This is a genomic window from Haliscomenobacter sp., assembly GCF_041740695.1.
Lineage (GTDB): Bacteria > Bacteroidota > Bacteroidia > Chitinophagales > Saprospiraceae > Haliscomenobacter.
This window is the reverse complement of the sequence record NZ_JBGSLK010000108.1, coordinates 88,548-114,323: the sequence shown is the minus strand read 5'-3', so window position 1 is coordinate 114,323 and position 25,776 is coordinate 88,548. Positions and strand designations below refer to the sequence as shown.

Below are 25,776 nucleotides of genomic sequence, written 5' to 3'. Positions count from 1 at the left end.
TTTAGAATCGTTCAATTTTACAAAAAGCCGACAAAGATCAAGACCTAAACCCAGAATTTGCTGTTTTAAAAATGGAAAAGCAAGGGAAAGCAACTTACCTTTGCCGAATTCTGAGGCAGCCATGCAACATTAAAGGTAATAGCTGCGTCAAAATAAGCACAACAGTCTTTTTTAACAGGATACATTATGAAGCGGATCTATCTCATCGCCGGTATTATGGTGGCCATTGCCATCCTGCTGTTTGTCAATTCGGGCAAAGACATGACCACTTATGGTTCTTTTGCCGATGCCAACAGCAGCACGAAAAAAATCAAAATTGTAGGGAAGTTGGCCAAAAACAAACCAATGGTTTACGACCCGGCCAACGACCCCAACCATTTCAGCTTTTTCATCAAAGACAACAATGGTGAAGAGCAGAAAGTGGTGCTGCTGAAAGCCAAACCACAAGACTTCGAAATGTCGGAGCAAATTGTGGTAACTGGCCGGATGAAAGAAGGGGTGTTTGTCGCCACCGATTTATTGATGAAATGTCCTTCCAAGTACAAGGACGAAGAAGTTGCCATCAAGAGCAAACAGAACGGGTAAACAACATGGAAAAAATCCAATACATCGGTGAAACCCTACTGCCTGGGCAGATTGGGCAATTAGGGGTTTTGCTGGCATTTGTAGGCGCTTTGTTGTCCATGGTGGCCTATTGGTTCGCTACGCAAAAGCGGGAAAGTGCCGATTATGAAAGCTGGCGCAACATTGGGCGCTATGCATTTTTGACCCACGGTCTGGGGGTTTTTGCCGTGATCGGTGCCTTATTGTACTCCATGATCAATCAGTTGTATGAATACCAGTACGTCCAGGCTCACGTTTCGGAAGAATTGCCCATGAAGTTTATTTTTTCGGCTTTGTGGGAAGGCCAGGAAGGTAGTTTTTTGCTCTGGATGTTTTGGCATGTGCTCCTGGGTTTTGTGCTCTTGTTCAATGGTAAATCTTGGGAAACGTCTACGCTTACGGTCATTGCAGCCATTCAGGCAGTATTGGCCACGATGATTCTGGGCATTTACATTGGCTTTGGGGATGAACCATCCAAGTTTGGCAGCAACCCCATGTTGCTCTTGCGTCAAACGATCGATGCACCCATTTTTGCACAGGCCGACTATTTGAAGCTCATCAAAGGCAATGGCCTGAATCCAGCACTGCAAAACTACTGGATGACCATTCACCCACCAACCTTGTTCCTGGGCTTTGCGTCAACAGCCATTCCTTTCGCTTTTGCGATTGCGGGTTTGTGGACAAAGCGGCACACGGAATGGTTAAAACCTGCCCTGCCCTGGGCCTTGTTTTGTGGCTCTATCCTCGGCATCGGTATCCTGATGGGTTCGGCCTGGGCTTACGAAGCGCTCAACTTTGGCGGCTACTGGGCTTGGGATCCGGTGGAAAACACCTCACTGGTGCCATGGTTGCTCATTGTTGCCGGAGTACATACCAATTTGATTTCGAAAGCGACTGGACATTCCGTGCGCAGTTCTTATATTTTTTACCTGTTGGGCTTTTTACTGGTAGTATATTCCACCTTCCTGACCCGTAGCGGGGTTTTGGGTGAAACTTCGGTGCACGCCTTTACCGAAATGGGCCTGGAAAGTCAACTGATCCTGTTCATTTCTGCCTTCACTTTGGCTGGTCTTGGGCTGATGATTTGGCGCTGGCGGGAAATTCCCCATCCCAAGTCAGAAGAGCACACGACTTCCAAGGAGTTCTGGATGTTCATTGGTACCTTGATTTTGTTGTTTTCAGCGGTGCTCATCACGGGGTCTACTTCTTTGCCAGTATACAACAAAATCATGCAGGTCTTTAATCCTGCCTTTCAAGGTAAGGTCATCACCGAGCCTGTAGTGCATTTCAACAAGTACCAGCTCTGGATTGCGGTATTTATTGGTTATTTCTCAGGCTTTGCTCAGTTCTTGCGCTTCCGGGAAAACAACTGGAGCAAAAATGCCCTGCGTTTTGCGATCCATTTGGGGGTTGGGATGGGAATTGCGGGCCTATTGACCTACTTAAGCTCTCTATTGATCGAATTGCATACCTGGCAGTATACTTTGCTAACCTTTAGTGCGTATTTCACCATCGTCAGCAACCTCGACTATTTGATCACGCACCTGCGTGGCAGGCTCAAAATTGCTGGATCAGCCTTTTCACACATTGGCTTTGGTTTGATGATTGTAGGCATCATGGCTTCGGGGGTAAACCGCAAGATCATTTCCTCCAATGCCTTTTTGATGGATGGTTTGATTGCGGGTGGTGATGAAGAATTGAGCAAAAAGAACATTACTCTGTTCCGCAATGTGCCTACCATGATGCAGGACTACATGGTGACCTATAAAAAGGATACGCTGGAGCATTTTACCCGAACTTACACGGTTAACTACCAGCGCAAAAACAAAAAAGGGAAATTGGTGGAAGACTTCAACCTCTACCCTACCATCCTCTACGATAAATCTTTCACCAAAATTGCGACCTCCAACCCGGATACGCGGCACTATGTGCTCAAGGACGTGTTCACACACATCAGCGCCTTGCCGGAAGTGGAACAAAATTTTGAGCTAAAAAAACAACGCGAAGAGGAATTGAAGTACAAAGCGCTGAGCTTGGAACAAGGCCGTACTCAACTCCTCCACGATACCTTGGAGGTGGAAAACCAGGATACGGTGTTTCGCCGTACTTTCCAGATCAGCCTGGAGTCGATTAGTCGGAACCCGGTCCACCACGAGTACAAACCTGAACCGGGCGACTTGGCCTTTAGTACCAAACTCAAAGTGCGCCGCAGCGACGACGACAGTGTGTATTACGCCAATCCGGTCATCTTACTGCGTGGACAACTAATCTACACATACCCGGATCAAATCGACGACCTGAGTGCCAAGTTCAAAATCAGCCAGGAGGCCATAGAAAAGGTATTTGCACTCGACAACCAACTCAAATACGAAAACCTCAATTTGCGACAGGGTGATGTAGGCCAATGGCAAGACCTGAAAATCAAGTTCACCGGCTTCAATAAAGCACCCGAGCATCCTGATTACAGCCGCAAAGAAGGTGATTTGGCCGTAGGGGCCATGCTTGACATCACAGCACCCGATGGTAAAACCTACCACACGGAACCGATTTTCCTGATTCGGGATCAACAGCCTTTGAATGTTAAGGTGGAAGTGCCTGAATTGGGCTTGCACGTACGTTTCCCCTTGCTTGATCCGGGCAAAGAAACGATTCAATTGATGTTGGCCAAAACCACGGAACCAAGCAGCATCCCGGTTGAGGTGGCTACCGATGCACTGCCTTCGAACTACATTGTTTTGGAAGCGATGGAGTTTCCGGGGATCAATGTATTCTGGTTTGGCGCGCTTTTGATGATGTTTGGCTTGGGCTTTAGCATTTGGAACCGAATGAGCACCCGGCGCAGTACGGAATCATTAGCCTAACTCGACTTAGGTGTATCTTCAGTGTCTTAGGTTTCTTAGGTGGTGAAAAAGAAAAAGCCTTGCGGAGCAAGGTATTAATTTCACCACCTAAGAAACCTAAGACACTGAAGGAATCACCTCAGATTTATACTAAACACCAAATTGTGATTCAAACCATCAGCATCGTAGGCGCTGGCAAAGTCGCCACGCACCTCAGTAAAAGACTCCAGGCATGTGGCCTGCACATTCGTCAAATCTACAGCCGACAATTGGAAGACGCCCAGGAACTAGCAACAGCCGTCAATGCCCAAGGCATCAATCGTTGGAAAGACCTACAATTTTCGGGACTGGATTTGCTCATCATCGCGGTCAAAGACCAGGCCATTCCTGAAGTTGCGCAGCAATTAAGCACCCTTCCCAGCCACGCTACGCTCATTGTGCATACCTCTGGCAGCAGCCCACTAAATTGGTTGAATGCCCTTCCACGTCGCGGTATCTTTTATCCTTTACAAAGTTTTTCACCCGGTCGGGAACCGGATTTTAATCAAATTCCCATTTGTATGGAGGCCACTCATCCAGCCGATCAAAAGCTTTTGTTCGAATTGGGCCAACGAATCAGCCATAAAGTACAAATCACCAGCGAAGCCGATCGGCGCAGCCTACACCTCGCAGCAATTTTTGTCAACAACTTCGCCAATCATTTGTACCAAATTGCTGCAGAGATTTTGGCTGAACGCCAATTGCCTTTTGACCTGTTGTTGCCTCTGATTCAGGAAACGGCGGCTAAAATCCAGGGTCATGATCCAGTCGAAATGCAAACCGGTCCCGCCTTACGCGGAGATCGGGCTACGATTGAACGGCACTTGGATATGTTGGAAGAACATCCAGAGTGGAGGGAATTGTATGGGGTATTTACGGCATTGATTAGGGCGTAAATAGCATCATTTCAACTCTAGTACCGTTGCAGTCTTTCCCTTCAACTCCAAACTTTTCCCCAAGCTCAAAGTCTCCCCACTCAGCACATCCAGCGCACTCGTTTTTCCTTTGATCACTTCTGCAAAGCGGCCCAAATCGATGGACTTGCTCCCAGCAGTTTTATTCATCAACACCAGTACTGTTTCAGTCGCGGTGTAACGCGCAAACACATACACCCCATCCTGCGGGCCAAAATGTAAGGTTTTGCCATTGTGAATCGCCGTTTTTTGCTTGCGCCAATTCAGCATTTTTTTCATAAAAGATTGAATGCGTAGTTGATCTGGACTTAAACCCTGCCCAGTAAAGGCATTCACCGCATCGCCTGCCCAGCCGCCGGGGAAATCCGTGCGAATCAGGCCATGATCACCTGGCTTGGCGCTGTTGTCGAACAATACTTCAGTGCCATAATAAATTTGGGGAATGCCCCGAACGGTTAACAAATAGGTCAAAGCCATTTGGGTGAGGTCAACATCTTTTTTCAATTGGGTAAAAATGCGATCCATGTCGTGGTTGTCCCCAAAAACCATCAGTGCTTGGGGATTGGCGTACACAAAATCGTTGGCCAGGGCTTCGTACAATTTATCAAAACCACCTCTTCCTGGCTCCGTTAAAGCTTGCACCAAGGCAGCTTGCAGGGGAAAATCCATCGGGCTTTCCAAACAACTGGTATAGCCATCGTGGTTCTTTTTGCCTTGTTGCCAATAGGCGGCAATGAGTGGGTTGGTGCTCCACTCCTCACCTACGATGCTAAAGTTGGGATATTCGCGCATGATGGAGCAGCTCCAGTTTTTCAAAAAGACTTTTTCTGAATACGGATAGGTGTCCTGGCGAATACCTCCTAGTCCGAGGGTTTCAATCCACCAAATGCTATTTTGGATCAGGTATTGGGCCAAAAAAGGATTTTGGTGGTTCATATCGGGCATATCGGGCACAAACCAGCCTTGGGTCATCAGTTTTTTGTCCACTTGCGCTGCGTAAAGGTCTTCGTTGACGGTGCGGCGGTGGTTGGTAACCTGCATGGAATCGGGGTAATTGATCCAATTTTTGAAAGGCAGATCATCCATCCACCAGTATTTTACGCCAGAGTGATTGACAACGTCGTCTTTGATGAGTTTGATGCCCTTTTCCCGGGCTTTATTCGCCAATTCTTTATAGTCTTCCAAGGTGCCAAAGCGGGGATCTACTTTGTAATAGTCCGTAATCGCGTACCCGTGGTAAGACCATCTGGGCATGTTGTTTTCGAGTAGTGGTGTAGGCCAAATGGCTGTAAAACCCATGTCTGCCAGGTAATCCAAACTATTGATGATACCCCGGATATCACCTCCGTGCCGGGCGTAATCTTCCTTGCGGTTGATCGTTTTTTCCCGTAGAGTATCACTTTGGTCATTGCCTGGATCGGCATTGACAAAGCGGTCGGGCGTCACCAAATAAACGACATCTTTGGAACTGAAACCCATTTGGTTTTGCGCGGCCTTATTGCGTGGCAAGAGGGGGTATTGGTAGCTGATCGCTGCCATTCCAGCTTTCCTGAAATTGATGGTAAACTTGCCAGATTTGGTGCCGGGTGCGATCAAAAGACTGATAAAAAGGTAGTTTTTACTATCACCAGGCTTTATAGCTTTGATGCTTACTCCCGGGTAGCTGATACTGGGAGTGGTCGTACCGATATTGGGGCCATGTACCAGCAACTGGAGTTCCGGGTTTTTCATGCCCACCCACCAATTGGAGGGTTCGATGCGTTCAATTTGAGCAAATAAGCCCATTGCCCAGAGGCTCAACAGCCCACTGATGATCCATTTTGATTTCAACATTGCTAATCTGTTTAGGTCTCGGAGTAGGTGCCGAGTAAGTTTCAAGCGGTAAAATAGAATAAAAAAAAATAGCCACAAAGGCACGAAGGCACTAAGAACAATTGCCCTTAGTGCCTTCGTGGCTAACTAGCCCTAAAAGGGCGATATATACAATGAAAGGGCGTAGCCCTTTATTTCTCGCTCAAACTCATCCGAATCTTCTTCTCCAGATCACTCACGGTCTCTTTGAAAAACGGATCTGTTTCCATCAGATCCTGAACGGTACGGCAAGAATAAATCACCGTACTGTGATCCCGACCGCCAAATACTTCACCCAGCGCTTTCAACGAGCGGTCGGTCATGTTTTTGGCCAGGTACATGCTCAATTGGCGGGCAATCACGATGGAGCGTTTGCGGGTTTTGCCATTGAGGGTTTCTACCGGCACTTTAAAATATTCCGCTACGAGTTTTTGGATGAACTCGACGGTGATTTCTTTATTGATTTCGGTTACAAAATTCCGCACCACTTCTTTGGCCAAATCGATGTCGATTTCACGGCGGTTGAGGGAGGATTGGGCGATCAAACTGATCAGCACCCCTTCCAGCTCGCGGATGTTGTTTTTAATGTTGTAACAGATGAACTCAGTTACATCCTGGGCGATTTCAACTCCCTCCATCATCATCTTGTGCTCAAGAATGGCGATGCGGGTCTCGAGATCGGGTGCCTGTAGGTCAGCCGAAAGGCCCCATTTGAAACGGGAGATCAAGCGTTCCTCCATGTCCTGCAAGTCCTTAGGTGGACGGTCAGAAGTCAGGATGATTTGTTTGCCGTTTTGATGAAGCTGGTTAAAAATGTGGAAGAAAATATCCTGGGTTTTTTTCTTACCCTCCAAAAATTGGATGTCATCCACAATCAGCACGTCAATGTGTTGGTAAAAAGTGACCACATCATTGATGGCGTTGTTTTTGATCCCCGCGATGATTTGATTGGTAAATTTTTCGGATGAAACGTAGAGTACCGTTTTAGCCGGAAATTTTTCCAAAATCTCGTTGCCGATCGCTTGAGCCAGGTGCGTTTTACCCAAACCCACGTTGCCAAAAATGACCAGCGGGTTAAAGGACGTTTGCCCGGGTTTGCGCGAAATGGCGTACCCTGCCGAACGAGCCAGGCGGTTGCAATCACCTTCGATGTAATTGTCGAAGCGATAGTTGGGATTTAATTGTGGGTCAACCTTCATCTTTTTAATCCCCGGAATCACAAAGGGATTTTTGATGGAGTCGGTATCCACATTATTGTAATAGGGCAATTGGTCAGAAAGAGACACATTACCGGGGTGGCTGGAACTCGGTCTTTCAAAACCATTCCCATTTCCAGCATAAGGTTTACGTTTTTCTTCTTCGCGGGGGTCGTTTACCAAAATTTGGTATTCAAGGCGTGCTTTGTCGCCTAACTGACTACGGATACTTGTTTTGAGCAGCGAAACGTAATGCTCCTCCAACCATTCATAAAAGTACTTATTCGGTACTTGAATGGTCAGTGCGTTTCCATCTAGCCGTACTGGCTTGATGGGCTCGAACCAAGTTCTGAATGCCTGCATATTCACATTGTTGCGAATGTTTTGCAGACAGCTCTCCCACACTGTAGCATGATCTTTAACCATTCTCCAGAATCTTTCGCCAAAGGGCGTTAAACAATAAATAGTCTCAATTTGTAAAAGAGAGCGTATCAGTAAGTTAGCAACAAAGATGAGTTTGTTCAAGCGATTTAGTTTCGCAATTTGTACAAACCATTCCTTCCATCAGAGGGATACAAAGATGGAAAAAAGAATCCGTTTTGGGAAATCCGTTCGTCGACTTTTTTCTAATCAGATGAGCAAAAAAGCTGGAACTGCCTGTAAACCCATGGAGTCTGGGCCGAAATATTTTTTTTGGGTTTGTATCCTGTCTTGTAATTTCAACACGCTGAATATTTGTTCTAAATTTTTTGTTGTCTAGCCTCAATTATTATGCAATTTCTTGCATTAATTTCCTTGTTCCCTCTGTACATAATATGCAGCATTTTCAGCAACAACGATATCTAAAGGGAGATGCTGCACCCGAGGTAATTGTTTTTTAAAAATAAAATAATCCGTCAGGTTTTTGATCGCCAAATACCCTTGGTAACTGGCATTCTGGTTGATTAAGAAATCAATTTTTCCCATTTGTAAAAAGTGCAGGTTGTTGGGTAAAAGATCGAAGCCCAGAATATTCAAATGAGGCTGAGCTTGTTCTTGAATGGCCTCTACAAGTTTGTAGGCTCGGGAGTTGGTGACAAACACTGTTTTTATGTCATCATATTGTTGTAGAAGTTCATTCAGTAAGCTATCCAAACGTTCTGGGTTGTCAAAATCTTCCACGTCCTGTCGCAGTACGGTGAAAGAATTTTTGTCTTTTTGCGCCAAAAAATCCCGCAAGCCTAGTTCTTTGTCCATGAGATGTTTGGCATTCAGGGTTTCCTTATCGAGGTTGAGCAATAAAACCTTACCTGACCCATTCATGGCCATACTAAGCAATTTGCCAGCCAGTACCCCACTTTGATACGAATCTTGCCCAATGTACGACATCACCTGAGGGTGTTCAACATCTGTGTTGACCAATATAGTAGGAACTTTTACTTCAACACAATGGTCCAAAAGCTCCAGGGACTCTTTAAGAAAGATCGGAGGAAAAACCAAGGCATCTGGTTTTTGATCAATCAAGGCGATGGCACTTTTTTTAAAATCCTGTGGACTGAACAAATCAAACATCTGCTCCACCAAACCTACCCCATAATGTTTAACCGAATGCTGAGCGCGTCGCATGCCTAGTAAGGGCAAATCCCAGTACGGATCGCTGTGTAGCCGGGGCATCAGCACGCCAATCTGGATGGCTCGATTGAATGCTAAAGTACTGGCAATGAGGTTCGGTTCAAAATCCAGGGCCTGCATCACCTGCAAAACTTTCGCTTTTACTTCCGCCGATACCCTACCCCGCTCATGAATAACCCGGTCTACCGTTCCTACCGAAACGCCGGCTTGCTCCGCAATGTCCTTGATAGTGACTCGTTTATTCATTGCTTAGATAAAAAATTAAATGCAGAATAAAATTTCAGGGTGTACGCACACACAAAGGTAGAAAAAAGTATGTGCCCGCAAACGCTAAAATTTTTTCTTGTGTGTGCGCACACACAATTTAAAAAAATATCTACCTTTGTCCCAAGTGAGGTAAATAGGATTAAAGCGCTTATTTTCGCCAGTGCGTGTTGCACCAAAGTTCGGTCGCACGTTGAAGAAACTTCATCAAATAAGCTATCGGCAAGTGAAAAATAAGGCAGTCATTGGAATTGACATCGGCGGAACAGGTACCAAACTGGCCATCGTCGATGAAAATGGACAAATCCTAGAACGCAGCAGTTATTATACCCAATCACGGAAAGGTGCAGAACCTTTTATAGTAGGATTGACCGAGGCGGTGAATGAACTGCGCAATCGGGTTGCTGCTTCAAATGAAATCATCGGGATTGGGATTGGTACTCCAGCCTGTAATGAGATGGAAGGAACCATTACCGGAGCAGCCAATATGCCATTTCCCGAAACCGAAACGGTTCCCGTTCGCCAATTGGTGGAAGAACGCTGTGGATTGCCTACCCGATTGGCCAACGATGCCAACGTGGCAGCCTTGGGCGAAGGCCAGTTTGGAGGCGCCAGGGGAATGAAAAACTATGCCCTGATTACTTTAGGTACAGGTGTAGGCTCTGGGGTTATTGTGGATGGAAAAATCGTCATTGGGCAACATGGATTGGCCAGTGAGTTTGGGCATACCTTTGTTGTACGCGATGGGCGCAGTTGTGGTTGTGGCCAAAAGGGATGCATCGAAACTTATGCTTCTGCTACGGGCATTAAGCGAACTGTTTTTGAATTGATGAGCACCTATACCCAGGACAGTCCGTTGCGAAATTTTAGCTATCACCACCTGAGTGCCCGGGACATTACCCAGGCCGCTCATACTGGAGACTTTTTGGCTCAAGAGGCCTTTCGTTTAACTGGAGAAATTCTGGGCTACAAAATTGCCGACCTGATGGTTTTATTTGACCCTAAGGCCGTTTTTTTGGCGGGTGGTTTGGCTCTGGCGGGGTCGCTGATCTTGGATCCTACTCGGGAAAGTTTGGAAAAGCATACGATGCCCATGTTCAAAGGTAAATGTGAAATAAGATTGTCTGAATTGGGCAGTGAAGACGCGGCATTGTTGGGCGCAGCATCGCTAATTTATCGTTCGTAGGTTTTTGAATATAAAAAACGTTCCACATGGACTTTCTAAAATACCAGCTCAAGTCGGTAGAAAAAATTCCGACCAAAGTTTGGGCAGATGCCCGCGAAGGCTCAAAGCACGTAGCCCAAAGCATCGCTTTAGCCATTCGTCAACGGCAACAAGAAGGCGAACACATCGTATTGGGCCTGGCCACCGGTTCCTCTCCGATCCAGGTGTACCAGGAATTGGTGCGCATGCACAAAGAAGAAGGTTTGAGTTTCAAAAACGTGATCACCTTCAACTTGGATGAGTATTTCCCGATGAAACCCGATGCACAACAAAGTTATGTGCGTTTTATGCGGGAATACCTCTTCGACCATGTGGACATCAAAAAGGAAAACATCAACATTCCCGATGGCACCATCCCTATGGAGCAAGCGGACGAATACTGCCGCCAGTACGATAAAAAAATTGAACTACTGGGGGGAATCGACATTCAGTTGTTGGGCATTGGCCGCACTGGGCACATTGGTTTTAATGAACCGGGTTCCTGGGACACTTCCGATACTCGCCTAGTACGCCTGGATGCACTCACCCGACGGGATGCGCTCAAAGATTTCCCCAGTGAAGAGGATGTGCCTTATCGCGCTTTGACGATGGGCATTCGCTCAATCATGCGGGCAAAAGCGATCCACTTGTTGGCCTGGGGCCAACACAAGGCTGATGTGCTAAAAAGAGCCGTAGAGGAAGAAATCACGCCTTCTATTCCTGCTTCTTTTTTACAAAAACACCCTGGTACTCGGTTCCATTTGGATTATGGGGCGGCAGAGGCGCTGACCAAGTACGAATCACCCTGGTTGGTAGGTATGTGCAATTGGGATGACGATTTGATCTGTAAAGCGGTGGTGTGGTTGTCCCAAAAAGTGAACAAACCCATCCTCAAACTCACCAGTGAAGATTACAACGAACACGGGTTGAGCGACCTGACCCTTGAATACGCAGCAGCCTACGAAATCAACATCAAAATATTCAACCGCCTGCAACACACCATTACAGGCTGGCCCGGCGGTAAACCCAATGCGGATGATTCAACCCGTCCTGAGCGGGCCAAACCTGCCAAAAAACGGGTCATTATCTTCAGCCCTCACCCCGATGATGATGTGATTTCGATGGGTGGAACTTTCCTGCGTTTGGTAGAGCAGGGACACGAGGTGCATGTAGCCTACCAAACTTCGGGCAACATAGCTGTACACGACTACGATGCCCTGCGTTTTGTAGAATTTCTGCAAGAATACAATGAGTCCGGGGCCAACAATGGTGCACAAGAAGAACTGGACAAAAAGTACAAAAAAGTCCTCAAGTTTTTGCACGACAAAAAGTCCGACGGTGTGGATATTGCCGAAGTGCGCAGTGTAAAAGGTTTGATTCGCCGGGGTGAAGCCCGCGCGGGAGCCCGTTTTTGTGGTCTGGATGAAAAACACATCCATTTTCTGGACATGCCTTTTTACGAAACAGGTCGTACGCGCAAAAACCCCTTGGGTGAAGACGATGTCAAAATCATTGCGGAATTGATTGAAAAAATCAAACCGCATCAGGTTTACGCTGCAGGTGATCTGGCCGATCCACATGGTACCCACCGCGTTTGTCTGGACGCCATCTTTATGGCTTTTGAAAAATTGAAGGAAGAATCCTGGATGAAGGATTGTTGGTTGTGGCTCTATCGCGGTGCCTGGCACGAGTGGTCAACCCACGAGATTGAAATGGCAGTGCCAATTAGTCCTGAGCAATTGCTGAAAAAGCGCCGAGCGATCTTTATGCACCAGTCACAAAAGGACCGCCCACCGTTCCCCGGTAACGACGAACGGGAATTTTGGCAACGCGCCGAAGACCGCAACCGCGAAACGGCGCTCACTTATCGCCAGTTGGGCTTGGCGGAATATGAGGCGATTGAGGCGTTCCGGCGTTGGAAGTTTTAACACTGGCTTTTAATTCTGAGGTGGCCCTTTAGTGTCTTAGGTTTCTTAGGTGGTGAAGAAAGTTTTTTTACCACCTAAGAAACCTAAGACACTGAAGAACCACCTCAGGAGTGATTTTTCAAATCAGATTGCATGAAACACCTACTTGTTTATTTATCCCTATTTCTGAGCGTTTTAGTCAAGGCCCAGTCCCCTACCCTTCCCATTATTCCCATTCCACAAAAAATCACTGCCAAGGCTGGCCAATTCGAGTTGAACGCTCAAACGACGCTACGTTTTGACCTCAACAATGAACAAATTGCCCTGGCTAGCAACTACTTCAATCAATGGTTGAGCAAGTATGCGGGTTATAGCTTGTCAACAGGCAAACAAGACAAAAACAGCATTGTCCTTGAATTGACTCCAGGCGTCGGTCAAGCCGAGGGCTACCGCCTGCAAATCAGCAATGATCAAATCAAAATTCAAGCCTGGCAACCCGCCGGATTGTTTTATGGCATTCAAACCCTGATCCAGCTTTTCCCTGTCCAAGCCGCAGCAAGTACCAAACTCGCCGCTGTCGAAATCGAAGATCACCCAGCTTTTGCTTATCGGGGAGCCATGTTGGACGTAGGGCGTTATTTTTTCCCGGTTGAACAAGTCAAGGCCTTCATCGACATGCTGGCGCGGTACAAAATCAACCGCTTCCACTGGCACTTGACTGAAGACCAGGGTTGGCGGATTGAAATCAAAAAGTACCCCAAACTGCAAGAAGTAGCCGCCTGGCGCAGTGAAAGCATTGTTGGGCACTACAACACTTCACCACGTAAATTTGACGGCCAAAAACACGGGGGGTATTACACCCAAGAGGAAGTCAAAGACATTGTGGAGTACGCCCGCAAACGTTTCATTACGGTCATTCCCGAGATTGAAATGCCAGGGCACGCCCAAGCGGCCATCGCGGCATATCCGGAATTGGGGTGTCTCGATGAAAAACTGGAAGTAGGTAAGGTATGGGGTGTATCCTCAAATGTGTTTTGCCCCAACGAAGCTACTTTTACTTTCCTGGAAAACGTACTCAGCGAGGTCATGGCCCTTTTCCCTAGCCCATACATTCACATCGGTGGCGACGAATGCCCCAAAGACCAGTGGAAAACCAATGCTACTGCGCAGGCCATCATCAAGCGCGAAAAATTGAAGGATGAACACGAATTACAAAGCTACTTCATCCGGCGCATGGAAAAGTTTGTGAACCAACAGGGCCGACAAATCATCGGCTGGGATGAAATATTGGAGGGTGGTCTTGCCCCCAACGCTACGGTGATGTCCTGGCGGGGCACCGAAGGCGGCATTGAAGCAGCCAAACAAGGCCACAATGTCATCATGACGCCCACCTCCTACTGCTATCTAGATTATTACCAATCTTTACACGCCGATGAGCCATTGGCCATCGGCGGCTTTTTGCCCTTGGAAAAAGTATACAGCTACAATCCCATTCCGGCTGAATTGAATGCGGAGCAAGCCAAATACATCCTGGGTGCACAAGCCAACCTGTGGACCGAATACATCAGCACTGAATCAAAATTGCAGTACATGTTTTCGCCCCGCGCACAAGCCCTGGCGGAGACGACTTGGTCGGGCGAAAGCCGGAAGAATTTTCCCGATTTTGTGCAGCGCCTGGCAGTACACATGCAACGCTGGAAAAAAGAGGGCTATAATTTTGGCAATCACTTGTATGATGCAAAAGCAATGGCGAAAGTGGAAGGGAATGGCGTCAAATTTGATGCCTCCAATTCCGCCAAGCAGGGTACCATTCGCTACAGCAACAATGGAAGTGTCCCTACTGCAAGCAGCCCAGTGGTGGATGCCAATCAGGCCATTACCCAAAGTGGAAAATACGTGTTTCAAACTTTCCAGGAGGGACAAGCCATCGGTCGTTCGGCTAGTTTGGAATTGAGTTTCCACCAAGCTGCGGGTAAAAAAATCACCTTGAACTCGGAACCGGCCAAACAATACAGTGCAGGTGGGCCAGGCTCGATCATCAATGGGGTAATCGGCAGCGACCAGCGTTTTAACGACGCGGAGTGGTTAGGGTTTTCAGGTAAAGATTTCAGCGCTGTAATCGACCTTGGCAAAAGCAGCAGCCTCAAGCAAGTGAAGCTCCGCTTCTTCAACAACCCCTCCCAATGGGTGTACGCGCCTAGTGAGGTAAAGGTAAGTTGGAGCAACGATGGGCAAAATTTCAGTAAAAACCAAAGCAGCAAGGTCAGTGCAGGCCAGGACAAAATTGTTGCCTTAAATTTGGCGCTGAAAAATGCCAAGGGTCGCTACCTGAAGCTGGAAGTTAGCAATTTTGGGGAGATTCCAGCGGGAGCGCCCGGCGCGGGTAGTAAAGCTTGGTTGTTTGTGGATGAAATTGTGGTTGAATAAGGCACCACGAAGATTTTATGCTATTTTAAAGCTGACAATTTAACACAACACTCTATGTACGGCATAACCAAAAAAACCTTAACCGATGTTTACCAGGAACTGGAAAGCATCGAAGTCAACGACAACGCTTTTGAGCCCATTGCTGAATTGCTGGAGGAAGCCATCGGCCTGAGCAGCAAAATCTGCCCCCGCAACAGCTATACCCTGACTGCTCTGGAAAAAACCTGGAAGCAAAAGTTACAAGCTGCGGGTGCCATCGAAAAGCACTTGCCTTCACACCTCACTGAGTTGGATGAAGTGCGTAAGGGGGTTATGATGGAGGTGTATTCGAATTTGTATTTTGGGATTTGAGTAAAGATTTATCATCGATTCTTCTACTATTGAGCCAAGCGCCCCAGCATCTCATCGTCTTCGTCCAAAATGGCGCCGAGATTCAAGGAAAGGTTAATTCTATCCATATCCAGGCTGCCCTTTTCGAGTACTTCTTCAATACATGCCCCTCCATATTTTAAAAATACTTCCAGCGATGACAATTCTTCAAAATTGTCATCGCCGAGTAATTTGGTACTGCGCAAATTGGTGCCGTACAAGTAAAATTTCAGCTTGCTCATTTGGTAAACTTCGGTAATCAGTTCATATGGTAGTTGTTGGTCTAGGATTGCTCGATTTTGTTCTTTTACCAATGAACTGAAATTCTGAAAATAACCACCATATTCTTTCCATTGGGGTTTTCCAAGAATGATTTCCACTATGTCCTTTTCTGATCGAAAAGCAGAGATAAGTTCCCAAAATTTCATAATAAGTTTTTTGCGTTAGTAGAAACATCTACAACAATCAAGGCTTCCACACCTTCAGCGCCATACTCCCGCCACCAGCCTCAGCCCGCAATATTATTAATCCACTCACCTGCGCCGGAATCTGCAAATCTAACTCGTGCACCCCCGCGCTCAGTTCACCCTCAAAAACCTGCCCTAGCCTTTGCCCCAATAAATTAAACAATTCCAGGCGAAGTTTCAAACCTTCTTCCAAATTCAGCTTGATCCGTGCCCCTTCCTGATACAAAGTAGGCACTTCCATTTTTACGCCCAATAGTGACAAAGCCTGCCGCGTTGAAGTAGCCACCCCTCTAACCCGGTCCCAATAATCACTTTTTTGCGTACGCAAGCCTTCTGCACTGGCCACTGGGGATTTGATGTCGATATAAGTATCTTTTTGATAATCGTAGGGTGGCCATACCGTAAGGCCAGTGCTATTGGGGTTGCCTGTGCGGGCAAAATTAGTCCAGTAGTCCATCATGGCTTTGGCCACTACCTTATCGTTGTTGTTGAATAAAGCTCCTTTGCCGTAATTTGACTCCTCAATGCTTTGAAAAATGAAAGGCAATTCCAGGCCATGGGCTGCCCCATAAATGACCCCTATTCCAGCCTGGGCATGTGAAAAGAAGTAACGCCAAACGGGTTCCGTTTGAAAAACGTCCAGGCCTTTCGCCAAGCGGCGAGCCGGTGCAGTGAACTGGGCGTCCGTCAAAGTTTGAATGTAAGACTGTCGCGCTTGGGCATTAGTGGTTCCAGGCGGATACAAAGTTAATCCCTCCGCTTCATAGGCCTCTGGCACGGAGGCATCGAATAATGAACGGACTTGTGCGGGGGTCACCACCAAAGGGCTGGAAGCCGACATTTCATCGGCATTGGAGCCCAACATGACTGGCATTTTGTGATGTTGGCCTGTTAAAATTACCAAAATAGGGTCTTTGGGAATAATCAGGCCATCGACTACAGGCCCCCAACCTAAGCTTACCTTCCCACCAGAGAGCGGGCTTTCTAGCTCCGCAACGATTTTTCCAATGGGCAGGGCCTTCAGGCATAGTAGCTGTTGATCCAAAGTACCGGTGGCACACCCCATGCGCGAAGCAAAGGATTTACCAATGTTTTCCCCAACAAGATAAGGTGAAGCTACGGGAGAACCACTCTGAATGGCTGCCCGATGAAATAGCTCCTTCGCCGTAGGTACAGTCAACAGAATGGAAGTATTCACTGCCCCTGCCGACTCACCAAAAACCATCACATTCCCGGGATCGCCGCCAAATTTTTCAATGTTGTCTCTGACCCATTCCAGTGCCAAAACCTGATCCATGGTACCATAGTTGCCCGAAGTTTTGGAGCTACTGGCCGCAGCGACTGCTGGATGAGACATGAAGCCCAGCGCACCTAGTCGATAATTGATGGTGACCACCACCACATCTTTGCGGGAAGCCAGGAATTTGCCGGTGTACAAAAAGGCACCTCCATTCAGCGTCTCCGAAGCCGAACCTTGTTGATTGCCCCCGCCATGAATAAAGAACAGCACGGGGCGTTTGCCTGTCAAAGCAGGTGTCCACACATTGAGGTAAAGGCAATCTTCCTCCCCTTCCGTGATGGCACTATCCTGAGTTGGGCTGAAGTTTTTTTGTGGACATTTGGGTGAAAAGTCGATGGTCATTCTGGTTTGGCTCCAGGGTGCTGGTGGCTGTGGTGCTTGCCAACGCAACTCCCCTACTGGCGGTTTGGCATAAGGAATTCCTTTGAAAGCCAGTGCCCCCTCCTCCGTGATCCCGGAGATTGGGCCATAAGTTGTGGAAACACTTGTTTGAGCAGGCAAAATGGTCGCAAATAGGCTCAGGAAAAGGAAGTAGGATAAAAATGGTCGCATAGGTTTGGGTTTTATGCCAGCTTGGACGATTCGTTGAGGCTTTGGTTTAATTTTATAATTTTTAATTGATGAGAAAATTTCGTCGGAGTAAAATTTATTTTAAGGAATTTAGTTCAAACCACTTAGTTTCCTCAATTTGTGTACATTGTGCTTGCTTCAACTTTTACCTACATGGATATCGTACAACAACTACTGGATGCGCTTGGGCCGGAATGCGTCAAGACTTCAGAACAAGCCTCCCAGCGTATGGCCAGCAATTGGGTCAACGCCCAAAACTTACAATGTCGAGCCCTTCTATTGCCTCAAACCACCGCCGAGGTATCCACTGCTCTCCAACTTTGCCACGCAGCCAATCAGCCCATTGTCCCACATGGCGGCCTGACCAATGTGGTGGGCGGCGTCCAAACCCAGCCCCACGAAATCGCCCTGAGCCTGGAACGTATGAATACCATTGAAGCCATTGATGTAGTCAACCAAACCGCTACCGTGCAAGCTGGGGTAGTATTGCAACAGCTCCAAATTCAATTAAATGCTGCTGGTCTCTTTTTCCCGCTCGATCTTGGTGCCAAAGGCAGTTGTATGATTGGCGGCAATATTTCGACCAATGCCGGCGGTTTACAGGCGCTGAGGTATGGGGTTACCCGCAATCTTGTGCTGGGTTTGGAAGTCGTTCTGGCCGACGGAACCATCATTTCATCCATGAATCATTTGTTGAAAAACAATGCGGGCTACGACCTCAAACACTTGTTCATCGGTGCAGAGGGCACGCTGGGCATCATCACCCGAGCGGTACTCAAACTGGAAGCCTTGCCTTTAAGCCGCAATACGGCCTACATCGCGCTTAACAGCTTTGATCAGGCTTGCGAGTTTTTAAGTTTTGCAAAAAAAACGCTGGGGCATACCTTGACTACCTATGAATTGTTGTGGCAAGATTATTACCGCTTGATGACTTCTCCACCTGCCCGATACGCCCCTCCCCTGCCCCAGGATCACGCCTATTATGTATTGCTCGAAACGGCGGGGTATCACCCTGAAAATGACCAACGCCTGTTTCAGGATACGCTAGAAAAAGCCTTTGAAGCTGGCCTAATTGCCGATGCTTGTTTGGCGCAAAGCCAACAAGAACTGGACTGGTTTTGGGGCATCCGAGAGCAGGTTGATTTTATTTTTTCGGTGCACCAGCCGGTGTTTTTGTTTGATGTGAGTCTGCCCATTTCTACAATGGAGACTTATACGCAGGAGATTCGCCGGGGATTGCAACATGTATGGCCAGAGGTTTTTTTATACGTCTTCGGGCACATGGGCGATGGCAATTTGCACTTGTTTGTATCCTGCGGGCAAAATGACCATGCAACCTGGCATCAGGTGGAGGAGATTGTATTTGGTCCATTGACAGCGATTGGTGGCTCAATCACGGCGGAACATGGAGTAGGTTTGGAGAAAAAAGAGTGGCTGCACCTGAGTAGAAACCCTGCCGAAATTGCTTTGATGCGGCAATTAAAAAGTGCCTTAGATCCGCACGGAATTTTAAATCCGGGGAAAATTTTTTGATTGTTAAATTTGAGGTATTTCTTGGACAATGGGCAGCCACATAGGGCAGCCCCAACATACCCATTTTATGATCACCTATACAACCTCACAAACAACTGCCGAATTGGAAGGCATCCTCCAACTGCAGAAGGCCAATCTTGCCCAAGGATTGACCCAGGAAGAAATTCAAAGCCAGGGTTTTGTCACCGTCAGCCACACTTACGAACAACTCGCCCAGCTCAACGATATTGAGCAACACCTCATTGCCAAAGATGGGGAACAGGTCATCGGTTACCTACTCGCGATGACTGCGGCTTCGAGGAATGACATCCCCATCTTAGTCCCCTTGTTTGAAACCTTTGATCGGGTTGAATACCTGGGTAAAAAAGTCTCGGATTACCATTACCTGGTGGTTGGCCAAGTGTGTATCGGCAAAGGTTACCGTGGTCAGGGTATTCTGGATCAGTGTTACGCTGCGTACAAGGAGCAGTTTAGTCAGAAATACGATTTCGCCATCACTGAAATTGCGCGCAACAACCCTCGCTCACTCAATGCCCACAAAAGAATTGGATTTAAGGAAATTCATTCGTATTTCGATCCAAACCAAACGGAGTGGATCATGGTGGTTTGGGATTGGAGAAAGGTAGTTTAAGTCGGTATTGGATTATTTTTGGTTGGAAAAATCGATTCTCACCGATTTTTCTTATACTCGTAAATCATTTCAGTCCAGACACCTTTTTCAACCACTATTGACCATACCATGAAACGGAAAACCTTCCTTAAAACCTCCTCCATTGCGGCGGCTGGAACCATGTTGTCGCCAATGGTTGCTTGTACACCAAAAGCAAAAAACAAAACGATGCGCACGAACTGGGCTGGCAATTATACCTACAAAGCCAAAAACCTACACCAACCCAAAACAGTAGAAGAAGTCCAAGCCTTGGTCAAAAAACTGGGTCAGCAAAAAGCCCTGGGCTCCTGTCACTGTTTCAACAACATTGCCGATAGCCATTTGAATCAAATTTCCACCGCCAATCTCAATCAGGTTGTCTCCATCGATGAAAAAACCAAAACGGTAACCGTGGAGGCTGGTGCCCGCTACGGACAATTTGCGCAGGAACTGGATCAAAAAGGCTACGCCTTGCACAACCTGGCTTCTCTGCCCCATATCTCGGTAGCCGGAGCATGTGCAACCGCTACGCATGGATCAGGCGTGACAAATGGGAACCTCGCCACGGCAGTATCCGCTTTTGAAATGGTTACACCTAGCGGGGAATTGATCAACCTGAGCCGGGCGAACAACGAAGCGGAATTCAACGGGGCAGTAGTAGGTTTGGGCGCTTTAGGCATCATCACCAAAGTTACCCTTGACTTGCAGGATACTTTTGAAGTTCGCCAGGATTTGTTCCAGGACTTACCCTTACAATCCTTGCAAGACAATTTTGAGGCCATCATGTCCAGCGGCTACAGCGTGAGTTTGTTTACCGATTGGCAAAATAAAGTGATCAGTCAGGTTTGGGTAAAACGTAAAGTGGATGCTGAAACCAGAGATTTAGGCACTGATTTTTATGGGGCTAAAGCCGCCACGAAAAACCTGCACCCCATTACCCGTTTAGACGCCGAAAACTGCACCGATCAAATGGGGGTTCCTGGCCCTTGGTACGAACGTTTGCCCCACTTCAAAATGGGCTTCACCCCGAGCAGTGGCAAAGAATTGCAGTCGGAATACTTTGTCCCGCGAGAAAATGCGGTAGAGGCGATTTTGGCCCTGGAAAAAAAGAGTGATCTGATTTATCCCCAATTGATGATCAGCGAAATCCGCAGCATCGCTGCCGATGATTTTTGGATGAGCCCTGCTTATCAGCGGGATTGTGTGGCCATCCATTTTACATGGAAACAACATACGCCCGAAGTCACCAAGCTGCTGCCGATGATTGAAGCGGAACTTGCGCCATTTCAAGTGCGGCCACACTGGGGGAAGTTGTTTACCATGGCTCCGGCGGTGCTGCATGCGCGGTATCCGAGGTATAGTGATTTTTTGAAGTTGGTGAAGCAATATGATCCTGAGGGGAAGTTCCGCAATGCTTTTTTGGATTTGAATGTTTACGGAAGTTAGGAGGGAGATCCCAAAGCGGCATATTTTCACAAAGAACACCAAGGACCACAGAGGACACTAAGGCGAGATGTTGACAAAGCAATGCTCATACGTTTTGATTTCTATTACCCTCATTGAGGGCAAAAAACCCTGTCAACGTCTCGCCTTTGTGTCCTCTGTGGTCCTTCGTGTTTTCTTTGTGAAAATTTGTCGCTTTGGTCTTTTTATAAACCTTGGGAAACCTTTTTTCACAATTGACCTCCATGCCACTCACCCGAATCATCCTACTCACCATCCTCTCCCTCATTGCCTTTGCGAGCAACTCGCTCCTCTGCCGCATTGCCCTGAAACAAACCGACATTGACGCAGCCAGTTTCACCAGCATCCGGCTCATCGCGGGGGCTATTGTGCTTTGGGCAGTGGCATACCTGGGCAAACGGAAACAAGTAGGTCAGGGGAACTGGCTATCGGCGCTGGCGCTGTTTGGCTATGCGGCAGCCTTTTCTTTTGCGTATGTAAAACTTCCGGCTGGAACTGGTGCTTTGATCCTGTTTGGCGCCGTCCAGGCAACAATGATTGGATATGGTTTGTGGAAAGGAGAACACTTAAAAGCCCTGCAATGGATGGGCTTAATGCTGGCACTCGGCGGCCTGGTGGGATTGGTCTTACCTGGATTGGCTGCTCCCCCGCTCGGCTCTGCGTTTTTGATGTGTGTGGCCGGAGCTACCTGGGGGGTGTATTCCTTACGCGGCCGAGGTGCTGGCGATCCGACCAAAGTTTCGGCAGGTAACTTTTTACGGGCTGCTCCGATGGCGATTGTGTTGAGCCTTTTGTTGTACAAACAAGTGGAACTTGATCCAGCTGGAGCTGCATACGCCTTGGTTTCTGGTGCCATTACTTCAGGTTTGGGATACATCTTTTGGTATACTGTTTTACCTTCTTTAAAAACGAGTAATGCGGCGACCTTGCAACTCAGTGTACCAGTAATTGCAGCCTTGGGTGGGATTGTTTTTTTAGGTGAGCCGCTCAGTTTGAGGTTGGTTTTGGCTTCGGTGGCAATATTAGGGGGGATTGGATTGGTGGTTTTGAAAAGATAAATCATTTTGCTAAAAAGACGCACGGCCGTGCGTCTCTACCATCTGGCATTGCCATCAAGCTAGTGCATTTATTTGATCACCCCCAAATACCGCCCCAACCAATACGGCAACAACCAGATATCCCCCGCACTGTGTTCTTCGTTGCCATTCCCCTTTTTCCGATCCAAATTGAACATATTGGCGTTGTGCCGCTGAATAGGACGCTCATCAGGAGGCAAAACTTCAACAATGGTTTGACTCCGAAAATTAGGGGTCATTTTTTCAATGTCCTGGCGCTGGCTGTTGGCAATTTCCCAACTGATCAAATCAAGGGGATGTTCTTGTAAGTACCAAATGGCTTCTTTTAAATCAAAATTCGCCGTCCCCGTTAAGGCGGTAAAGAGATTCCAGAGCCCTTCCTTTTCAGGCCTTTCCGCCTGCCAGTGGTCGAGGATGGCCTTGCGGTAATGCCTTTTGAGGGTATCGTTCAAGGCATAGCGATACAGACCCCAATAGCCCAGAAAATACATCTCATCATCCGAGTGATTCCAGGAATCGGAGAGGGTTTTGCTCAAATCATTGGCCTCCTCGGGCGCGTACCCGATTTGGCGCATGGGTCGCATCAGGTTTTCAAAATAGCCCTGTTTGTTGAGCAGTTCAAAAGCTTTGTCCCGGTATTTGGCCTTTTTGGTGAAAAAATACGCCGTTTGCAACATCGCGATGATGTTGGATGAGTTTAGTTTGCGGTCACCAACATTGGTGGGTAAACCATTGACGTAGCTGGGGTTCCAACGCCCCCAGCTGGTGGGTTTTCCATCATAATCAATCAAATAAAGGTCGTTTTTGACAATATGGGACATCAAGGTATCGATGAGCACAATGGCCTTTTTTTTCAAAGCGGGGTCATCGATCAGTTCCGCCATTGCCCCATAAGCGAAAATATGCCCAATGACCTCATCGCTGCTGGTGGTTGATTTCCAGTCCCATTCTGCATCGGGGGAAGGCTGCCAACGATCAGGGTCGGCAAGTTGAGGAATGTAACCTCGGCGTTCAAAAGAGCGGGCCGGAAAGCCAGGAACTGAATTGACGCTGAACAAACGTTCCATAGCATCCAGGGATTCCCGGCAATTTTGCAAGGCCTCGGGGTCTTTGGTCATCTTGTATCGGAAAATCTCCGCGCCCAGGTACATCGCAGTCCACAGGCCATCATTGTCGGAATCCTCAAGGTAGCCCGCAGCTAGGCTGCCTTTTTTCAGGCCACTCAAAGAGGCATTAAATCCATTGCGGATGTGGCGCGTACGAACCTGAGTTTCAAAAAAAGCGGCTTTTTCCTGCAAGGTCATTTGTTGGAAATGGATTTGCGCGAGGCCTTTTTTAGTCAAAATCAAAACGGAACGCTCTGGGCCTTCCGCGATGTGGAGCACTTCATTGCCCGGCAACCAACGTTCGCCTTGGTAATAGTCAAATTTGCCGTCTTTGCGCAGGGCAAAGGCACCGTTGCTGCTGCCGAACCACACCTTGTCGGCAATGGTTTGCACTACTGTGATGTTGGGGACAGGTAATCGCTGCTGTTTGACACCCAGGGTTTGGGTTTTGAGATCAAATGTTTGGTATCCATCATTGAGGCCAATGATGATTTTTTGCTGATCGGGGCTAAAATCAAAAGCGGTAAATCCAGTTCCCTCACACAGTTTTTGCAGATTTGAGGAAGCTGGTGAAAAGCGATACAGCCCTTTTTTACCCAATATCCAAAATGTTTGTGTGCTTTTTTGCCAACGCAAACTTAGTACTTCGTCACCGGGCAACTGGCCTTGCCAAAGGGTTTGTGCCTTCAATACGTAATGCAATTGCTGACCATCAGAGATCAGGAAAGCAAAATCTGGACCTACTTCCAATAGTTTGGCATTGGGTAAAGTATGTTTGGACAATAAGGTACCCGCCCAGGCATTGCTCAACACAGTTTGATCGTCCTGGAAAATAAACTGGTTTTGGTGCAGTGCCATTGCTGCGATTTTTTTATGCGCCAGCGTCCGGTACGTAAGATCGGGTTCCAGGGTGCCTGGGTACAAAAAACGGCCGTTGTATGGCTGCAGCAAACCAGCCGAGCTGTAAATTTTGATCACGCCATTGCGGTCAGCGAACACCTTTCCAAATTGGAGCTCGCTGTTGTCAGGCAAGTAATATTTAACGCTAAAGTCTTGTACAAAGGGTTTATCGAAGTGTACGGGCTGTTTGGTTTGTGCAAGTAAGCTTGTAAAACAGCACCACAACAGGATACAAAGGCTGCTATTTTTCATATTTTTCTTCGTTATAGTTTTTTAGGGTCAATAACGATGTATTTAATGGCTTTTTGGTCACTTTTCAAATGGTAAGAATAAGTAAGGTGGAGAAATCCATCCTCCGTCTGTATCAAACAAGGATAGGAAAAACCACCTTGCCCCTTCGGTACATTTTCCAGCGCAGTTTTCCATTTCCAGGTTTTCCCCTCATCATCGGACAAGAACAAACTCAGGCGGTAACGGCCATCCTCCAAGTCATTGCCCACAAAAGCCCATTTGCCATCCCGGAGCACCAATAGTTCGACACTAGCGGTATTCGGAATATCAGTTTTTGTGGCGGGCGACCAACTTTCGCCCAAATCACTGGACTCACTCAGCTGCACGCGTGGGGGCGCGTCCCCGCTGTCGCGCAGGTACGCGAGCAATTTTCCATCTTTTTTTTGCACAATGGCAGGCTGAATGGGGCCTCGACCTACGAGGGGTAAACTGGGTCGCCAGGTCTGGCCTTTGTCTTCCGAAATGGCCATCATCGAAAGGTTAAAGCCATCCGAATACAGCGGCAAGATGATCCGAGATCCAATGATGAGTGGTTTAATCCGCGTCATCCAGCCAAAGCTACGCTTGACGGGGTCTTGGCTGGCAGCGATGATTTGTTTGTCGTAGGAGGGAGCGTATTCGGCCCAACCGGCCGGGTTTTCAGGGAGGAGCTTGAATTGTTTGGCCACTTCTTCGGCAAAGCGGGCATCGGGTTTGAGCAAAATGTTGTCCTGCCAATTCCAAATCGGTGGGCCACCATTCAGGTAATCGGTCGAGGTACGCAGGCGCAAAATCGATTGTTCCCATTTGTTGGCTTGTACGGCAATCCAGACCAAAAAGAGCGTGTTGTCCTGATTCAAAAACAGCACTGGATTACAATCTGGCAAGTTTGGGGTATCGGCCATTAAAAAGGGGTCACTCCAATTGGTTTTGCCTTTTTCCAGGCGCGCGCCCATCAGTTTGACATCGTCGGCAGTACGTTCGCCGCTGCCGTAAAACCAAACCGCCAGCATGTCGCCATTGGGCAAATGGACGAGGCTACTACCGTGGACATGTTTGTCTTGTAGGGAAAAAATCAGCATGGATTTTTCAAAAATGGTCGTTTGGCCAAAAGCAAGAATAGCGCAAACCAAGGCGATGGCCAGACAGGTGTTTTTTTTCAGCATGCGATCGATGGCTTGTTTAAAATAATAGACTTTATGGCGTTTGATCACAA

18 protein-coding genes are annotated in these 25,776 nt (G+C 47.6%); 11 read left to right on the top strand and 7 right to left on the bottom strand.

Annotated features, from left to right (window positions below):
• The first annotated feature begins 186 nt into the window (after positions 1-186).
• The 3 genes from ACEW9O_RS21585 to ACEW9O_RS21575 all read left to right on the top strand — a co-directional run bounded on the left by ACEW9O_RS21585 (position 187) and on the right by ACEW9O_RS21575 (position 4,378).
• The gene (locus ACEW9O_RS21585; protein WP_373552278.1) at positions 187-585 is read left to right on the top strand and encodes a cytochrome c maturation protein CcmE; all 399 of its coding nucleotides are present in this window, start codon (positions 187-189) and stop codon (positions 583-585) included.
• Positions 586-590: 5 nt separating this feature from the next.
• On the top strand, positions 591-3,464 hold the full coding sequence (ccsA, locus tag ACEW9O_RS21580; RefSeq protein WP_373552277.1) for a cytochrome c biogenesis protein CcsA: 2,874 nt from the start codon (positions 591-593) through the stop codon (positions 3,462-3,464).
• Positions 3,465-3,607: 143 nt separating this feature from the next.
• Positions 3,608-4,378, top strand: a complete 771-nt coding sequence (locus ACEW9O_RS21575; RefSeq protein ID WP_373552276.1) for a Rossmann-like and DUF2520 domain-containing protein — start codon at positions 3,608-3,610, stop codon at positions 4,376-4,378.
• A gap of 6 nt (positions 4,379-4,384) precedes the next feature.
• Here the strand turns inward: ACEW9O_RS21575 and ACEW9O_RS21570 are convergent, their stop codons facing one another.
• The 3 genes from ACEW9O_RS21570 to ACEW9O_RS21560 all read right to left on the bottom strand — a co-directional run bounded on the left by ACEW9O_RS21570 (position 4,385) and on the right by ACEW9O_RS21560 (position 9,300).
• Positions 4,385-6,229, bottom strand: a complete 1,845-nt coding sequence (locus ACEW9O_RS21570; RefSeq protein ID WP_373552275.1) for a glycoside hydrolase family 13 protein — start codon at positions 6,227-6,229, stop codon at positions 4,385-4,387.
• Positions 6,230-6,399: 170 nt separating this feature from the next.
• Positions 6,400-7,869, bottom strand: coding sequence for a chromosomal replication initiator protein DnaA (gene dnaA, locus ACEW9O_RS21565; protein ID WP_373552274.1), 1,470 nt, complete (start codon positions 7,867-7,869; stop codon positions 6,400-6,402).
• A gap of 360 nt (positions 7,870-8,229) precedes the next feature.
• On the bottom strand, positions 8,230-9,300 hold the full coding sequence (locus tag ACEW9O_RS21560) for a substrate-binding domain-containing protein (protein ID WP_373552273.1): 1,071 nt from the start codon (positions 9,298-9,300) through the stop codon (positions 8,230-8,232).
• 244 nt (positions 9,301-9,544) lie between these two features.
• Here ACEW9O_RS21560 and ACEW9O_RS21555 point away from each other — a divergent pair, with 244 nt between their 5' ends.
• The 4 genes from ACEW9O_RS21555 (at position 9,545) to ACEW9O_RS21540 (ending at position 15,207) form a co-directional block, all read left to right on the top strand.
• Positions 9,545-10,504 (top strand): ROK family protein, encoded by a 960-nt coding sequence (locus ACEW9O_RS21555; RefSeq protein WP_373552272.1) that lies wholly within the window; start codon positions 9,545-9,547, stop codon positions 10,502-10,504.
• A 26-nt stretch (positions 10,505-10,530) separates the two neighbouring features.
• A complete protein-coding gene (locus ACEW9O_RS21550; RefSeq protein WP_373552271.1) occupies positions 10,531-12,450 on the top strand; it encodes a glucosamine-6-phosphate deaminase in 1,920 nt (639 codons plus the stop codon).
• Between the two features lie 132 nt (positions 12,451-12,582).
• Positions 12,583-14,856 (top strand): beta-N-acetylhexosaminidase, encoded by a 2,274-nt coding sequence (locus ACEW9O_RS21545; RefSeq protein ID WP_373552270.1) that lies wholly within the window; start codon positions 12,583-12,585, stop codon positions 14,854-14,856.
• Positions 14,857-14,910: 54 nt separating this feature from the next.
• Positions 14,911-15,207: a hypothetical protein gene (locus ACEW9O_RS21540; protein ID WP_373552269.1), complete on the top strand. Its 297-nt coding sequence runs from the start codon at positions 14,911-14,913 to the stop codon at positions 15,205-15,207.
• Between the two features lie 26 nt (positions 15,208-15,233).
• On the opposite strand, the gene ACEW9O_RS21535 is transcribed toward ACEW9O_RS21540, so the two are convergent.
• Both ACEW9O_RS21535 and ACEW9O_RS21530 read right to left on the bottom strand, forming a co-directional pair.
• The gene (locus ACEW9O_RS21535) at positions 15,234-15,653 is read right to left on the bottom strand and encodes a hypothetical protein (protein WP_373552268.1); all 420 of its coding nucleotides are present in this window, start codon (positions 15,651-15,653) and stop codon (positions 15,234-15,236) included.
• Positions 15,654-15,690: 37 nt separating this feature from the next.
• Positions 15,691-17,544: a carboxylesterase/lipase family protein gene (locus tag ACEW9O_RS21530; protein WP_373552267.1), complete on the bottom strand. Its 1,854-nt coding sequence runs from the start codon at positions 17,542-17,544 to the stop codon at positions 15,691-15,693.
• A 171-nt stretch (positions 17,545-17,715) separates the two neighbouring features.
• On the opposite strand from ACEW9O_RS21530, the gene ACEW9O_RS21525 reads away from it, so the two are divergent.
• The 4 genes from ACEW9O_RS21525 (at position 17,716) to ACEW9O_RS21510 (ending at position 22,266) form a co-directional block, all read left to right on the top strand.
• Positions 17,716-19,095 carry an FAD-binding oxidoreductase gene (locus ACEW9O_RS21525; protein WP_373552266.1) on the top strand — a complete coding sequence of 460 codons (1,380 nt, stop codon included), beginning with the start codon at positions 17,716-17,718 and terminating at the stop codon, positions 19,093-19,095.
• A gap of 67 nt (positions 19,096-19,162) precedes the next feature.
• Positions 19,163-19,726 (top strand): GNAT family N-acetyltransferase, encoded by a 564-nt coding sequence (locus ACEW9O_RS21520; protein WP_373552265.1) that lies wholly within the window; start codon positions 19,163-19,165, stop codon positions 19,724-19,726.
• Between the two features lie 108 nt (positions 19,727-19,834).
• Positions 19,835-21,190, top strand: coding sequence for a D-arabinono-1,4-lactone oxidase (locus tag ACEW9O_RS21515; protein WP_373552264.1), 1,356 nt, complete (start codon positions 19,835-19,837; stop codon positions 21,188-21,190).
• 242 nt (positions 21,191-21,432) lie between these two features.
• On the top strand, positions 21,433-22,266 hold the full coding sequence (locus tag ACEW9O_RS21510) for a DMT family transporter (protein WP_373552263.1): 834 nt from the start codon (positions 21,433-21,435) through the stop codon (positions 22,264-22,266).
• 68 nt (positions 22,267-22,334) lie between these two features.
• On the opposite strand, the gene ACEW9O_RS21505 is transcribed toward ACEW9O_RS21510, so the two are convergent.
• On the bottom strand, positions 22,335-24,542 hold the full coding sequence (locus ACEW9O_RS21505; RefSeq protein ID WP_373552262.1) for a hypothetical protein: 2,208 nt from the start codon (positions 24,540-24,542) through the stop codon (positions 22,335-22,337).
• 11 nt (positions 24,543-24,553) lie between these two features.
• Positions 24,554-25,642, bottom strand: a complete 1,089-nt coding sequence (locus tag ACEW9O_RS21500; RefSeq protein ID WP_373552338.1) for an exo-alpha-sialidase — start codon at positions 25,640-25,642, stop codon at positions 24,554-24,556.
• Positions 25,643-25,776: the final 134 nt, after the last annotated feature.